Annotated in this window: 14 protein-coding genes; 7 read left to right on the top strand and 7 right to left on the bottom strand. The window is 70.9% G+C overall.

Annotated features, from left to right (window positions below):
- Positions 1-30 precede the first annotated feature (30 nt).
- Positions 31-1,311, top strand: coding sequence for a CDP-glycerol glycerophosphotransferase family protein (locus ACVN90_RS11275; protein WP_475098353.1), 1,281 nt, complete (start codon positions 31-33; stop codon positions 1,309-1,311).
- Between the two features lie 30 nt (positions 1,312-1,341).
- On the opposite strand, the gene ACVN90_RS11270 is transcribed toward ACVN90_RS11275, so the two are convergent.
- The 5 genes from ACVN90_RS11270 to ACVN90_RS11250 all read right to left on the bottom strand — a co-directional run bounded on the left by ACVN90_RS11270 (position 1,342) and on the right by ACVN90_RS11250 (position 5,234).
- Positions 1,342-2,730, bottom strand: coding sequence for a phosphotransferase (locus ACVN90_RS11270; protein WP_475098352.1), 1,389 nt, complete (start codon positions 2,728-2,730; stop codon positions 1,342-1,344).
- 87 nt (positions 2,731-2,817) lie between these two features.
- Positions 2,818-3,153 (bottom strand): DUF4192 family protein, encoded by a 336-nt coding sequence (locus ACVN90_RS11265; RefSeq protein WP_475098351.1) that lies wholly within the window; start codon positions 3,151-3,153, stop codon positions 2,818-2,820.
- A 115-nt stretch (positions 3,154-3,268) separates the two neighbouring features.
- Positions 3,269-3,505 carry a hypothetical protein gene (locus ACVN90_RS11260; RefSeq protein WP_475098350.1) on the bottom strand — a complete coding sequence of 79 codons (237 nt, stop codon included), beginning with the start codon at positions 3,503-3,505 and terminating at the stop codon, positions 3,269-3,271.
- 39 nt (positions 3,506-3,544) lie between these two features.
- Positions 3,545-4,477, bottom strand: coding sequence for a hypothetical protein (locus tag ACVN90_RS11255; RefSeq protein WP_475098349.1), 933 nt, complete (start codon positions 4,475-4,477; stop codon positions 3,545-3,547).
- A 64-nt stretch (positions 4,478-4,541) separates the two neighbouring features.
- Complete coding sequence (locus ACVN90_RS11250; protein ID WP_475098348.1) at positions 4,542-5,234, bottom strand: phosphocholine cytidylyltransferase family protein; 693 nt, start codon at positions 5,232-5,234, stop codon at positions 4,542-4,544.
- A gap of 195 nt (positions 5,235-5,429) precedes the next feature.
- Between ACVN90_RS11250 and ACVN90_RS11245 the strand changes: the two genes are divergently transcribed.
- From ACVN90_RS11245 to ACVN90_RS11235, 3 genes are read left to right on the top strand one after another with little or no spacing between them, the layout of a single operon-like run.
- Positions 5,430-6,986, top strand: coding sequence for an ABC transporter ATP-binding protein (locus tag ACVN90_RS11245; protein ID WP_475098347.1), 1,557 nt, complete (start codon positions 5,430-5,432; stop codon positions 6,984-6,986).
- A complete protein-coding gene (locus ACVN90_RS11240) occupies positions 6,962-8,527 on the top strand; it encodes a hypothetical protein (RefSeq protein WP_475098346.1) in 1,566 nt (521 codons plus the stop codon). The genes ACVN90_RS11245 and ACVN90_RS11240 overlap by 25 nt, the downstream gene beginning before the upstream one ends.
- A gap of 50 nt (positions 8,528-8,577) precedes the next feature.
- Complete coding sequence (locus ACVN90_RS11235) at positions 8,578-8,844, top strand: DUF3039 domain-containing protein (RefSeq protein WP_045296870.1); 267 nt, start codon at positions 8,578-8,580, stop codon at positions 8,842-8,844.
- Here the strand turns inward: ACVN90_RS11235 and ACVN90_RS11230 are convergent, their stop codons facing one another.
- Positions 8,845-10,170 (bottom strand): nicotinate phosphoribosyltransferase, encoded by a 1,326-nt coding sequence (locus ACVN90_RS11230; RefSeq protein ID WP_475098345.1) that lies wholly within the window; start codon positions 10,168-10,170, stop codon positions 8,845-8,847.
- Positions 10,171-10,278: 108 nt separating this feature from the next.
- Here ACVN90_RS11230 and murI point away from each other — a divergent pair, with 108 nt between their 5' ends.
- From murI to rdgB, 3 genes are read left to right on the top strand one after another with little or no spacing between them, the layout of a single operon-like run.
- Positions 10,279-11,124, top strand: a complete 846-nt coding sequence (gene murI / locus ACVN90_RS11225; RefSeq protein WP_475098344.1) for a glutamate racemase — start codon at positions 10,279-10,281, stop codon at positions 11,122-11,124.
- 30 nt (positions 11,125-11,154) lie between these two features.
- Positions 11,155-11,901 (top strand): ribonuclease PH, encoded by a 747-nt coding sequence (rph, locus tag ACVN90_RS11220; protein WP_475098343.1) that lies wholly within the window; start codon positions 11,155-11,157, stop codon positions 11,899-11,901.
- 17 nt (positions 11,902-11,918) lie between these two features.
- Entirely contained in the window at positions 11,919-12,575 is a 657-nt protein-coding gene (gene rdgB, locus ACVN90_RS11215; protein ID WP_475102104.1) for an RdgB/HAM1 family non-canonical purine NTP pyrophosphatase, read from the top strand.
- Positions 12,576-12,585: 10 nt separating this feature from the next.
- Here rdgB and ACVN90_RS11210 read toward each other — a convergent pair whose 3' ends face one another.
- Positions 12,586-14,199 (bottom strand): CocE/NonD family hydrolase, encoded by a 1,614-nt coding sequence (locus ACVN90_RS11210; protein ID WP_475098342.1) that lies wholly within the window; start codon positions 14,197-14,199, stop codon positions 12,586-12,588.
- Between the last annotated feature and the right edge of the window lie 48 nt (positions 14,200-14,247).

Genomic DNA, 14,247 nt, shown 5'->3' with positions numbered 1-14,247 from the left:
TGTCATGGGTGCCCTGGGTAGGCTGGATGCGTGGGTCTGGTCTCGGATGGAAAGAAGGCGGTCGCGCTCGTCCGCAAGGCGGTGCGCAATCGTTCGGCCGTGATCGACGTGCGGCGCAGGCTCGCCGCCCGTCCTCCGCACCCGCCGTTCCAGTACCGGGTGGCCGTCTACTTCGCCGACGGCGCGGTGAACATGTACCAGATGCGGCAGTGGTACAAACCGCTCGCCGACCTCGCCAAGACCTGGCCCGTCGTGGTGCTGAGCCGAGCGGCGACGGGCGCCGAAGCGCTGCTGTCCGACGGAGCGCTTCCGGTGGCGTTCGTGCCGACGGTGCGCGATCTCGAGCGCTTCATCGCCAAGCAGGACATCCGCGTCGTGCTGTACGTGAATCAGAACACGCGGAATTTCCAGATGTTCCGGTACGGCCGCCGCTGGCATGTGTTCATCAACCACGGCGAGTCCGACAAGATGTACATGACCACGAACCAGTACAAGGCGTACGACTACGCGATGATCGCGGGCGACGCCGCGCGCGAGCGGCTCTCGCGAGTGCTGTGGGACTACGACATCGAGCGGCGCACGATCGAGATCGGCCGCCCTCAGGCCGACCACTACTCGGGCACCCTGCCGTACACGCCCGACGAGCGCACGGTGGTGCTCTACGCGCCCACGTGGGAGGGCGACCGCCCGTCCGCCCACTACGGCTCGATCGCGACCCACGGCGAGGCGCTCGTCACCGCGCTGCTGTCCACGGGCCGTCACCGCGTGATCTATCGCCCTCACCCGCGATCGGGCGTCGTGAACCACGATTACGGCGCCGCGAACAAGCGCATCATCTCGGCGCTCGCCGCCGCGAACGCGTCGGATCCCGCAGCCCAGCACGTCTTCGACGACGGGCCCGAGCTGGGCTGGCAGCTCGCTGCCGCCGACGTCGCCATCGTCGACATCTCGGCGATGGTCTACGACCGGCTCGCGGCCGACAAGCCGCTCATGATCACGCGCCCGGCCGACCCCGCCGCCGCGATCGACACCCACGGTTACCTGTCGGCGTGCGAGTGGCTCGCCGCGGCGGACGCCCCCGACATCGTCGCCCACACCGAGCGGGTGCTCGGCGACCCCGACGCGGTTGCTCGGCTCGAGGAGTGGGTCGCGCACTACTTCGGCGACACCGCCCCGGGTGCGGCGACGGCGCGCTTCCAGGGGGCGGTGCAGCGCCTCATGGACGACTGGGACACCTGGTTCGCCCGGTCGGTCGCCGACACCGAGGACGACGAACCGGAAGACGAAGCGGAACTCGACGACGAGGGCTGAGCCGTCGCGCTGCCGGAGCAGGGGCGGGGCTCACGCCACCGGAGCCGGACGCTCGACGAGTCGTGCGATCGCGCGCAGGGGAATCGCCACCCACGTCGGCCGGTTGCGGGCCTCGTAGATCGCCTCGTACACCGCCTTGTCGAGCTCGAGGGCGGCGAGGAGCGGATGCCGAGGGTCGAGCCCGCCGGCAGACACCGCGTATCCCTCCACGAAGGCCCCGCGGGCGTCGCGCGCCCAGGAGCGCACCGCGTCGGCGGAGCGATCGGGATCGTCGAGGCGGAGCGAGCCCGCGACGTAGTCGAACGAACGGAGCATTCCCGCCACATCCCTGAGCGCCAGATCCGGCTGCGTGCGCTCCGCCATCGGGCGCAGCGGCTCGCCCTCGAAGTCGACCATGATCCAGCCCCGGTCGGGGGAGTGCAGCACCTGCCCGAGGTGGAAGTCGCCGTGGATCCGCTGCAGCGGCGGCCACGGCACCTCGAGGGCGCGGCGGTACACCTCGGCCGCGGCATCCCGTTGGCCGGCGATGTCGGGAACCTCCGCCATCGCGATCGCGAACCGCCGCTCCCACGTCGCGGCCGTCGCCTCGCGATCGGCCGCGCTGGCGATGCGGGTCGGGAAGCACTCGGCGAGGGCGAGATGAACCTCTGCCGTCGCGGTGCCGAGGGCGCGCGCCGCATCGCGGAAGTCGTCGCCCTTGGCAGCGGCCTGGAGCGCGACGCGCCAGGCGTCCTCGACGCCCGGCAGGAACTCCTGCGCGGAGGCGAGGGATCCGTGCACGGTGCCGTGAGCGGTGGCGAGGTCGGGCCAGGTCCCTTCGATCGAACCGACCGGGCGCGGCACATGCGGCGATCCGGCTCCGGCCAGCGCCTCCTGCAGTTCGATGTCGGGGTTCAGGCCCGCGTGCAGCTGGCGAAAGACCTTGCAGATCACCGGGGCGCCGTCGCCTTCGTAGATGAGGGACGTGTTCGACTGCTCTCCGCTGATCACGCGCGACGTCGCGCGTGCGGGAGCGCCGCCGGTCGGCGCAGCCCGCCCGACCGCGGTCGCCTGCGGGCCGTGCGCGGTGCCGCCGAGTGAGATGAGGCGCAGCAGCGCCTGCGCATAGGCGGGATCGAACGGCCCATCGATGAAGGTCGTCCCCGGCACCGGACTGCCGATGACGTGGTCGGGGTCGGCATCCACGGTCTCGGTCGCGCGTTCGACGACCGGGATCTGGTACAGCACGGCGGGCAATGCGCCCTCGTCCGCGACGAGGAACGTGCGGATTCGCGCCCCCGCGTCTGCGTCGTCGTGCTCGCCGGACGCAGCATTCAGATCCCACCACGAGAGCAGTCTCAGGCTGGGCGGGCGCCCTTTCGCGGCGTACCACCGCTGCCGCGGCATCCACGCCGCAAGGCACGCCAACGTGCTGTCCATACCCTGAGCGTATGCCCGCGGTCGGTCGTGTGTCGAGGACGCACTGCAAGCGCTTGCAATCCGCGGCGACGGGCGCTGTCCACCGCGTCAGCCGGACTCGGTGCCGACTCGCCCCGTTGCCGCTCGCAGGTCGCGATCGAATACCCAGGACGGCAATGAGACCGACAGAGCAATGGCGTTGACGATCGCTGTCAGCTCGTGGTGAGGCGCGATTCGCGCCGATTCGCTGAGAAATCGTCCGGTGTACGTGCCGAGGCCCAACGACCAGTGCAGCCACGCGAGAATGCAGAGGGTGGTCGGCCGATAGTCCAGCGGTGCATGTGCCGCGACGTGGGCGAGCAGCGCGATGGCGGAACGAACCCGCTCCGTATCAGGGCGGGCACCGCGGAGGCCGCGGAGCAGCGCGCTGCGAGGGCCACCCATCCATCGAATCTCTGAGCGATATCAGAGTCGCAGTCGCTGGGTGAATCAAAACAAAACTCCGACGATCTCTCGCTCTGCCAGGGGCCGGCAAGGAAGCCCGCGGGCCCTGCCGGGGTTACTCGTCCTCGCCGGACTCCTGCGACTGCACGATCTCGATGACCGGGGCGACCGGAATGACGATCGATTCGACCGCCCCTCCGCCTCCGACGGCGAGGTCGCCCAGGCCGAGCCCGCCGAGGTCGACGGTCGCGGCATCCGTCAACCGCTCCGCCTGCGTCTCGGCACGTGCCGGCTCGGAGGGGAGCCCCGCCCATTCGACGGGTTCTTCGGGAAGCTTGCTGAACAGACCCATACCGCCATTGTCACCCCGCCGCGCGCCGGCGGGCCTACATCAGGAGTGCTCGCTCTGCTCGGTCGGAGCCTCGATGGCGTCCGGCGTCCGCCGGATCACGCGCGCGGTGATGCGGCGCGCACCCGACGCCCCGCGCGTCACCCCGCCGACGACGGCCTCTCCGGCGCGACGGATGCTTCGTCCGGCGAGCCGTTCGATCCGGTCGGCGCCCGGGCGCGGTTCGAGCTCGGAGGGCAGCATCTGCGGAGGTACACCGAAGGCGCGGCGGGAGCCTGTGAGCACGCGGCGCCCCAGGATGTTGTTGCCGGCGCCGCCGATCGCGGCGCCGATGCCGAACGGCAGCGCCTTGCCGATCCAGGACGCGCCGCCCCGCGCGGCGAACTGGCGGATGAACGTCGTCTTGAGTCGGTCCACGAGCGGCCCGACGGCGGCCCGGGGGAGCGACTTCGTGATCAGCTCGCCCCAGTAGCCGGAGCGGGACGGACCGCGCCCGGCGGCCTGTCCGGCGAGCTGCGCGACGAGGTCGACGCCCTCCTTGCCGAGCATGAGGGTGAGCACGAGCGCCCGTGCCCGGTCGGGATCCGACACCGGGATGCCGTGCACCTCGGCGACCGACTGCGCGAACAGCGTGGTCGCCTCGAGGAACGCCACGGTCTCCACGCCGCTGAGCGCAAGGGTCACTCCCGTTCCGATCCCGGGAACGACGGCGGTCGCGCCGACCGCGGCGCCGCCGGTGGTCACCGCTGCGAGATAGCGCCGCTCGAGGATGCGGACGATGTCGGCGGGTGAGGAGTCCGGGTGGCGCAGACGGATGCTGCGCAGATGCGCGAGCACGACGGGCCGCTGGATCGCAAGCACGCGGTCGAGCGCACGGATCGTGAAGGGATGCTCGTCGGACCCTGTGGGCGGCAGCCCTCCCTGCCACGGCGCGTCGCCGGGCAGGGAATGGATCTGGTGAACCTTGTCGGTCATCGCGCCGAGTCTATGCGCCCGAGTCTGAGCACAGGCTCGGGGTTGACAGCCCCGGCGCGATCGGTCAGACGAAGAGGTTGGCGCGCTCGAGGTCCTCGGCGAAGTCGACCTCGACGGCGTACAGGTCCGAGATGTCGAGCGGCTCGAGCAGCACGCCGTCCTCGGCGATCGCGAGTTCGAGGCCGCGCTCGAAGTAGTCCTGGTCGTCGACGCGCGTCAGGTGGCGCATGAACGCCTTCTTGTCGCGGCTCGAGATGTAGTTGATGCCCACGGCCTCGCCGATGCCGCCCTTGACGGTCTTCGAGAGCTCGTCGATGAAGCCCTCCGAGGTCACCGTGTACTTGACCTCTTCGTCGCTCACCTTGGACGTGTTGACCGTGACGAACGACTGGTCGCGCTCGATGAGCTCGATGGCGCGGCCGAGCACGCGCGGGTCGAAGACGACGTCGCCGTTCATCCAGAGGACGCCGCCCCTGCCCGTCTTCGACAGGGCGCGCAGCAGGCTCTTGGAGGTGTTGGTCTGGTCGTAACGGTCGTTGTAGACGTAGTCGACGTCGGGGAAGGCCTCGACGATGGTCTCGGCACGGTAGCCGACGACAGTGGTGATCTTGGCTTCGCGGCCGAAGGCGGCACGGATGTTGTCGTGCTGCTGCTGCATGATGCTGCGGCCGTCGCCGAGCTCCGTGAGGGGCTTGGGCAGGCTGCGGCCGAGACGCGAGCCCATTCCGGCTGCGAGGATGACGGTCTGAAGGGTCAAAATCTGCTCCTGAAGTGCGTGATTCACTGCCGGTTCACCGGCGGGACACCCCTTCGTGCCTCGACCATGGTAGCGATGAGGCCTGGGAAGCCGCATAATGAGCGGCTCCCGTTGCAGAGTTGTGACATAACGTGAATGCCGCGACGCGGCGAGACGAACTGCCTCGCGATCAGGACCGCTTGATACGTTGGTTCAGTGACAGCCTCCCTCCCGGTGCCGAATGACATCGATCCGGAAGAGCCGGACCGTCACTCCAGCGCGCGCGTCGTACGCCTCGCAGACACGGTCTCACCGGCTCCCGAGAAGCCCCGCCGCCCGCCGCGCAAGAAACGCACACCGGCCGCATCCAAGGGGAAGGCGGCGCCGGCGCCCGTTCCGGATCCGGGGCCTCCACCTCCGCTCCCGAGCGATCTCGAACTCGCGGCCAGCGCCGCTGCGGGCATCGTCGTGCCGCCGCGCCCGCCGCTACCCGGCTCCGAAAGTGCCGCGCCGACGGATGCTGCGGAGCCGACTCCGAGCGAGGACTCGGCGCTCGTCGACGTCGAGGCAGCGACCGCCGAAGCCGAAGCCGCGGCCGATTCCGAAGCCGCCGTCGCACCTGAGCCGATGGTCGAGCCGGAGGCGGAAGTCGAGCCGGAGGCGGAAGTCGAGTCCGAACCCACTGCCGAGCCGGAGGCAGAGATCGAGCCGGATGCGGAGATCGAGCCGGAACCCGCTGCCGAGCCTGAGCCGCTCACCGCGCCCGAGTTCGCCGAGGACGCGACTCTTGCCGAAACCGCGGCGGTGGTCGATGCTGAGCCCGTGGTCGAGTCCGCGCCCGTGGCCGAGCCCGCGGGGGTGGTCGAGCCCACGCCCGTGGTCGAGCCCTCCGCTGCGCCCGTCGAGCCCGTGCCCGTGCCTTCCCCCGCACGGGAGCCCGCCACGACCCTCGATCCCGCGGCGCTGGCCGCGGCCGTCTCCCTGGATGCCGCCGCTTCGGCGGTCGCCGCATCCGGGAACGCCCTCGTGCTGCGCGGAGTCACCAAGCGCTTCGGCAGCACGCACGCCGTCGACGGCATCGACCTCACGATCCCGGCCGGCACGTTCTACGGTCTCGTCGGCCCGAACGGCGCAGGCAAGACGACCACGCTCTCGATGATCGCGGGTCTGCTCGAGCCGGATCGCGGCACCATCCATGTCGGAGGAGTGGATGCTGCGGCCAAGCCGCTCGCGGCCAAGAAGCTCATGGGCGTCCTGCCCGATCGGCTCCGTACCTTCGACCGTCTGACGGGCCGTCAGCTCCTCTACTACTACGGGGTGCTGCGGAAGCTCCCGCCCGCCGTCGTCGAGAGCCGCACCGCGGACCTCGCTCGCGCGTTCGATCTCGAGGACGCACTGGGCCGCAGCGTCTCGGACTACTCGGCGGGCATGCTCAAGAAGGTCATGCTCGCGGGAGCGCTCATCCACTCGCCGCGCCTGCTCGTGCTCGACGAGCCGTTCGAAGCTGTCGATCCCGTCTCGAGCGCGATCATCCTCGACATCCTCTCGACCTACGTCGCCCACGGCGGCACGGTGATCCTCTCCAGCCACGGCATGGACCTCGTCGAGCGCGTCTGCACGCGCGTCGCGGTCATCGTGGCCGGCCAGGTGCTCGCGGAGGGCACCGTCGACGAGGTGCGCGGCGAGCTGACGCTCGAGCAGCGCTTCGTCGAACTGGCCGGAGGGCTCAGCGACGTGGAGGGCCTCGAGTGGCTGCACACATTCTCCGACTGAGGCTCGCGCTGCTGTTCGGCACGTTCCGCGGTCACGCGGGGCATGTCGTGCGCGTCGTCGGCGCGCTGCTGATCCTCGTGGCCGCGACGGTGGCCGCCTGCTGGGCGCTGCTGACGCTGCAGGACGCCGCCACGGAGGAGGTGCTCGCGGTCACGGTGCTCGGCGGTTCCGCCGTCACCCTCGGGTTCGCGCTCGCTCCGCTGTTCGGCTCGGTCGTAGACCCCCTGGATCCGCGGCGCTTCGCGTTGTTCGGCCTCCCGCGCGGGCGCCTCGCGCTCGTGCTCGCGGTCGCCGGCTTCCTCAGCGTGCCGATCCTCGTGCTGCTCGCGATCGCGGTGTGCTCGGCGATCGTGTGGGCGGCGCACGGCGTGCCGGTCATGGTGGGGGTCGTCAGCGTGCTGCTCGGGGTCCTGACATGCGTCCTGCTGGCTCGGGTGTGCATGGCGCTGGCCTCGCTGTTCCTGCGCGACCGGCGCTCGCGCGAGCTCTCGGGCGTGTTCGTGCTCGTGGTGCTCGTGGTCGTGGTCCCGGTCGGCGTCTTCCTCGCCTCGCTCGAGTGGCAGGGGAGTGTGCCTCCTCAGCTGCTCGAGGCGGTGGACTGGCTCGCCCTCACCCCGTTCGGCGCCGCCTGGGCGCTGCCCGGCATGGTGGTCACGGGCGGCGACGCGGGGCTCTCGGCGCTGGTCGCGGTGGGCACGGTCGTGCTGCTGGGCATGCTCTGGGCGTGGACGGTGAGGCGACTGCTCACGACGACCGAGCGCCCCGGAACCGGTCGCGAACGCGGCGGCCTGGGCTGGTTCGGCGTCGCGCCGGGCACGCCCGGTGGGGCGATCGCTGCGCGCAGCCTCGTCTACTGGTTCGGCGACCGACGCTACGTGGTGAACGGCCTCGTGATCCCGTTCGCCGCCGCGATCACCGTGGTGCCGCTCCTCATCGCGGGAGTTCCGCCGGAGCTCGTCGCGCTCGTGCCCGTGCCGTTCGCGGCGCTCTTCCTCGGCTGGCTGCCGCACGACGACCTCGCCTACGACTCCACGGCCGTCTGGATGCACATCGCCAGCGGCGTGCGTGGCGTCTCCGACCGGCTCGGCCGGCTCGTGCCCGTGCTGCTGGTCGGCGTGCCGCTGCTCGCCGTCGCGATCCCGGTGGCGACCCTGCTGCACGGGCGGTGGGCGGTGCTGCCCGCGCTCACCGGCGTGTGCGCGGCGCTGTTCCTGTCGGGCCTCGGGCTCTCCAGCATCTCGTCGGTCCTCGCGCCCTACGCGGTCTCGCGCCCGGGCGAGAGCCCGTTCCAGCAGCCGCAGCGCACCAGCGCGAGCGGCGCGATCGCGCAGGGCAGCGTCATGGCCGGCGCGCTCGTGGTCTCGGCGCCGGTGCTGTGGTGCGGCTGGCTCGCCCTGCGGGGCGACACGGATGCTGCGAACACGGCGCTGTGGGGCGGCCTCGCGATCGGACTCGGCGTGCTCGTCGTCGGCATCGGCATCGGAGCCATCGCCTTCGAGCGTCGCGGCGGTCGTCTCATGGAGTTCGCCGAGTCCACCTGACTCCGGCCGCCCGACCCCATGCGGGCTCGCCCCGACTACACTGGCAGACCATGAGCACCCCGCTGGACAGCCCCGACCAGGGCGGCATCGCGACCCTCGATCGCGAGCTCGAAGAGCTCCTCAAAGAAGAGAACATCGAGCCGGGTGACCACGAGCGCTTCTCCCATTACGTGAAGAAGGACAAGATCCTCGAGTCCGCCATCACCGGCAAGCCGGTTCGCGCGCTGTGCGGCAAGAAGTGGACGCCCGGCCGCGACCCGGAGAAGTTCCCCGTGTGCCCGACCTGCAAAGAGATCTACGAGTCGCTTCAGGGCTGATCACTCGGCGTCGGCGTAGACCGTCGGGATCGCCGGGTCGGATCGGCTGAGCGCGAGTGCGCGCACCGGAAGCTCTTCGCGCACGCGCGCGTGATGTGCTCGCGCTGCCTCTACTCCGTCGGATCCCTCGTACGCGGCATCCGGTTCGCCGTCGACGACCAGGGAGACCTGCAGTGCGCGCGAGCCGGGATGCGCCGAGGCGGTCTCCAGCGCCTCGAAGCCGTCTGACACGACGATGAGTTCGCTCGTCGCGGTGCCCGCGTCCAGCGTGCGGAAGGCCGCCTTGCGGCCGCCCTTCGATGCCTTGTCCGTCGAGGCCTTCGCCACCCCGACCCAGCCGCCGTGGGAATCCTGTCGGGCGACGAGCTTGTAGACCATGCCGGCAGTCGGTGTGCCGGACCCCGTGACCACGGACGTGCCCACACCGTAGGAGTCGACGGGGGATGCTGCGAGCGCGGCGATCGCGTACTCGTCGAGGTCGCTCGTCACGGTGATGCGCGTGCCGGTGGCTCCCAGCTCGTCGAGTTGGGCACGCACCTCCGCAGCCACCGTCGGGAGATCGCCGGAGTCGATGCGGACTCCGCCGAGCCCGGTCCCCGCCACGCGGACGGCCGTCTCGACGCCCTGACGGATGTCATAGGTGTCGATGAGGAGGGTCGTCCCGACGCCCAGAGCGTCGATCTGCGCCTGGAAGGCGTCTTCCTCGGTGTCGTGCAGCAGGGTCCACGCGTGCGCGGCGGTGCCCATCGTCGGGATTCCCCAGCAACGGCCGGCTTCGAGGTTCGAGGTGGCGCTGAATCCCGTGATGTACGCGGCGCGCGCGGCCGCGACGGCGGACGCCTCGCCGGCCCGTCGCGAGCCCATCTCGGCCAGCGGGCGATCTCCGGCGGCGATGCTCATGCGGGCGGCGGCGGTCGCGACCGCGGAGTCGTGGTTGAGCACGCTCAGCGCGAGGGTCTCGAGCACGACGGCCTCGGCGAAGGTCCCCTCGACGGTGAGGATGGGGGAACCGGGGAAGTACAGCTCGCCCTCGCGGTAGCCGGTCACCGAGCCGGTGAACCGGTAGCCCTCGAGGAAGTCGAGGGTCGCAGCATCCACCACCTTCTCGTCGCGGAGGAACCGCAGCTCGTCGTCACCGAAGCGGAAGTCCCGGATGAGCGACAGCAGCCGGCCCGTGCCCGCGACGACCCCGAACCGTCTGGCGCCGGGGAGGCGGCGGCCGAACAGCTCGAACACGCATCGGCGGTGGGCGGTGCCGTCGCGGAGTGCCGCGTCGACCATCGTGAGCTCGTAGCGGTCCGTCAGCAGGGCGGTCGAGGCGGCCATGCGGGTCAGCCTAGCTTTTCATGACGCGGGGGTCCCCCCGAGGGCTCGCTCTGCTCGCCGCGGCTTCGCCGTGCCCCGCGGCGACCCGCTGGCGTAGGGTGGACTCTCGTGAACGACGCGCCGATCGGAATCTTCGACTCCGGGGTCGGCGGGCTCACCGTCGCGCGGGCCGTCTCGTCGCTGCTGCCGCAGGAGTCGATCCTCTACATCGGCGACACCGCGCGCTCGCCGTACGGGCCGAAGCCGATCGCCGACGTCCGGCGCTACGCGCTCGAGGTGCTCGACGATCTGGTCGCCCAGGGCGTGAAGATGCTGGTGATCGCGTGCAACACCGCCTCCGCGGCGATGCTGCGCGACGCGCGCGAGCGCTACGACGTCCCGGTGGTCGAGGTCATCAACCCCGCCGTGCGCACGGCGATGTCGACGACGCGCAACGGACGCGTCGGCGTGATCGGCACTGCCGGGACCATCAGCTCCGGTGCGTACCAGGACATGCTCGGGGTGAACGAGCGTCTCACCGTCTTCGCGCAGGCCTGCCCGCGCTTCGTCGAGTTCGTCGAGGCGGGCGTCACCGGCTCTCCTGAGGTGCTCGCGGTCGCCGAGGAGTATCTCGCGCCACTGCGGGCGGCCGAAGTCGACACCCTCGTGCTGGGCTGCACCCACTACCCGTTCCTCGAGGGCGCGATCAGCTATGTCATGGGGCCCGACGTCAGTCTGGTCTCCAGCGATACCGAGACCGCGAAGGACGTCTACCGTCAGCTGGTCTCCCGCGATCTGCTCGCGGGGCCGGATGCCGAGCCCCGCCACGTCTACGAGGCCACCGGCGCGTCCGCCGACGAGTTCCTGCGCCTCGCGCACCGGCTCATGGGACGCGAGGTCACCTCCGTGCGCCTCGTGCAGACCGGCGCCATCGACCTGCCCACTGCCTCGAACCCTGCCCGGCGCCTCGGCTGAGGCGTCCGTCCCGCTCCGGAGGAGAACCGAATGACCGACATCACCCGTGCCGACGGCCGTTCCGTCGACCAGCTGCGACCCATCACGATCGAGCGGGGCTGGTCGAGCCAGGCCGAGGGGTCCGCCCTCATCTCCTTCGGGAACACGAAGGTGCTGTGCACGGCGTCGTTCACGAACGGCGTGCCGCGCTGGCTGACCGGCAAGGGCAAGGGGTGGATCACCGCCGAGTACGCGATGCTGCCGCGCGCCACCAACGAGCGCAACGACCGCGAGAGCGTCAAGGGCAAGATCGGCGGCCGGACGCATGAGATCTCGCGCCTCATCGGCCGGGCGCTGCGTGCCGTCGTCGACACCAAAGCCCTGGGCGAGAACACCATCGTCATCGACTGCGACGTGCTGCAGGCCGACGGCGGCACGCGCACCGCGGCGATCACCGGCGCCTACGTCGCGCTCGCCGACGCGATCGAGTGGGGCCGCGGCAAGAAGTTCATCGGCCAGAAATCACAGGTGCTGTTCGACTCGGTGGCGGCGGTCTCGGTCGGCATCATCGACGGCGAGCCCATGCTCGACCTCGCGTATGTCGAGGACGTGCGCGCCGAGACCGACATGAACGTCGTCGTCACCGGACGCGGCCTGTTCGTCGAGGTGCAGGGCACCGCCGAAGGAGCGCCCTTCGACAAGCGCGAGCTCGACGCGCTCCTCGAGCTCGGCGTGAACGGCTGCGCCGACCTGCGCACGCACCAGCTCGCGGCGCTCGCCGCGGAGGATGCCGCGTGACCGCGCACCCCGAGGACATGGCTGATGTCGTCGCCGCAGTCGAGGCCGAGTCTGCGGCTGCGGGCGGGACGCTGGAGCAGATCGTGCTCGCGACGCACAACCGCCACAAGGTCGAGGAGTTCCAGGCGATCGTGGCCGCGACGCGGCCGGATCTGATCGTGATCGCCTACGACGGACCCGAGCCGGTCGAGGACGGGATCACGTTCGCCGAGAACGCGCTCATCAAGGCGCGAGCGGCGGCGCAGCATACGGGCCTGCCGGCGCTCGCCGATGACTCGGGCATCTGCGTCGACGTGCTCGGCGGCGCCCCGGGCGTGTTCTCGGCGTACTGGGCCGGTCACGCGAAGGATGCCTCGGCCAACCTGAATCTGCTGCTCGACCAGCTCTCCGACATCGGCGACCCGCACCGCACGGCGCAATTCGTCTCGACGATCGCGCTCGTGGTGCCGGGCGACGCCTCGCGCGAGAGCGTCGTCGAAGGCGTGTGGCCCGGACGCCTGGCGACCGCGCCGTCGGGGGAGAGCGGCTTCGGCTACGACCCGATCTTCTTTCCCGACGGGCAGGAGCCCGGCGCCGAGCGGACGGTCGGCGAGTGGACGGCCGACGAGAAGAACGCAGCATCCCATCGCTCGCGTGCCTTCGTCGCGCTCGCGGCGCTCCTTGCCGACCTCTGACGCGAGGGGGTCAGCGGCTCTCCACGAGGGGCAGTTCGAGCACCTGCGGACGGACGGGATCGGAATGCAGCGAGAAGCCGGCCTGCCCGCCGGCGCGGTAGAGCGCGGGGAACGCGCCCGTCAGCGGGTTTCGGGGGGAGAGCTGGCGACCCGCGACATGCAGTCGCAGCTCATCGCCGGCGCGGAAGAACGTGGCTGACGGAGCGAAGTCGATCTCGACCTCCGTGGGCGTGGTGCGCACCTCGACCCGGCGAAGGCCCGTCGTGACGAGATCCCGTCCGAAGCCGTACGAGCCTTCGAACGGAACGAATCGCCCGCCGCTCCACTTCGAGAGCCCTGCGAAGATCGAGACCCCGCCGGCGGCAGTGGCGCTCACCCACAACCGAATTCTCGCCTCGCCGGTGATCTCGGCATCGTCGGGGAACACCCATGAGAACCGCGCGGCACGTCGTCGGCCGGCTGCCGCGACAGAGCCGCCCGCCGCCGGCGACGACGACAGGCGACCTCCGTCGGCGAGCTGGAGCAGCAGCGGCCGGGTCTCAGGCGGCCAGCGCTCCTCCTCGCGGACGGCATGGACGAGATCGCCCCGCTCGCGCACCTCCAACCGCACGCGCGGCAGTGCGGACGCGGCATCCTTCAGGTGCGTGTCGAGAAAGGCGCGCTGCACGGCCTTGGCGTCCTCACCGTAGAACGCCGCCCACTTGCCGGTGCGATGGGTGAACAGGTGACGCTCGGGGGACCCTGCCTCGGCGAAGGCGCGGAAGCTGCCGCGGGAGTGCAGGTCATGGTCGGAGAAGCTGCCGCAGACGAGCATCGGCGTCTGGATCCGGCCGAGGTCTGGCGCCAGCGAGCGCCACCACGCGTCGTCGTCAGGACGCGCCGCCGCCTCTCGCCCCAGATCCGGCGACATGCGCGTGGCGCGACGGACGAGGGTGGTCCACAGTCGTGAGAATCCGATCTCTCGCACCCCGCCGGGGTAGAAGAAGTCGCGGTACGCGTCGGTGAAGCCCTCCCATGGAACGATCGCACGCAGATGCGGCGGGCTCAGGGCAGCGGCCTTGTACTGCGAGATCGCGAGGTACGACACGCCGAGCATGGCGACCCCGCCGTCGCACCAGTCCTGTGCGGCGATCCACTCGATCGCGTCGTAGACGTCTTCCGCCTCGGCGTCGGTCATCAAGGAACCCACGCCGTCGGAACGGCCAGCGCCGCGCATGTCGAGGTTGACCACCGCGTAGCCCCGCGGCACCCACCACGCCGGATCCGGGGCCTCCCAGCTGGTCTCGTCCGAGATGTGCACGGGTGCCGTCTGGCGCAGGATGCGGAACTGCGGGTTGATCCGGTAGCGGCGTCCCGCGCGTCGCGGCAGCGCGTCCTTGCCGTAGGGGTGCGCGCAGAGAATCGCCGGCACAGTGTCGCCGGTCGTCGGCAGGTACACGTTCGCCCGCAGGAGCGTGCCGTCGCGCATCGGCACCTCGATGTCGCGCCGGATGCGAACGTCGGTGCCGATCGGCGTGACCACGACGGGCGGACGCACTGCCCGCGCCACGCGATGGCGAGCATAGGCGAGGGCGCCCGAGCGCCGCCAGGGGCGATCGGTCATTCCCACGACGCGGTCGATCACGGTGCGACGCTATCAGCCGCCGGGAGCTGGGCAGTGGATCCCGCGCGT

Source organism: Microbacterium sp. F01, from assembly GCF_056156365.1.
Note: the sequence above shows the minus strand (reverse complement) of the source record. Positions and strands in the feature narration are given on the sequence as shown.

Excerpts from the sequence above, each read along its gene's own strand:
- rph (WP_475098343.1), top strand. The coding sequence starts at position 11,155 with ATGACCGACATCACCCGTGCCGACGGCCGTTCCGTCGACCAGCTGCGA.
- ACVN90_RS11235 (WP_045296870.1), top strand. The coding sequence starts at position 8,578 with ATGAGCACCCCGCTGGACAGCCCCGACCAGGGCGGCATCGCGACCCTC.
- ACVN90_RS11255 (WP_475098349.1), bottom strand. The coding sequence starts at position 4,477 with ATGACCGACAAGGTTCACCAGATCCATTCCCTGCCCGGCGACGCGCCG.
- ACVN90_RS11230 (WP_475098345.1), bottom strand. The coding sequence starts at position 10,170 with ATGGCCGCCTCGACCGCCCTGCTGACGGACCGCTACGAGCTCACGATG.
- ACVN90_RS11270 (WP_475098352.1), bottom strand. The coding sequence starts at position 2,730 with ATGGACAGCACGTTGGCGTGCCTTGCGGCGTGGATGCCGCGGCAGCGG.
- rdgB (WP_475102104.1), top strand. The coding sequence starts at position 11,919 with ATGGCTGATGTCGTCGCCGCAGTCGAGGCCGAGTCTGCGGCTGCGGGC.
- ACVN90_RS11260 (WP_475098350.1), bottom strand. The coding sequence starts at position 3,505 with ATGGGTCTGTTCAGCAAGCTTCCCGAAGAACCCGTCGAATGGGCGGGG.
- ACVN90_RS11265 (WP_475098351.1), bottom strand. The coding sequence starts at position 3,153 with ATGGGTGGCCCTCGCAGCGCGCTGCTCCGCGGCCTCCGCGGTGCCCGC.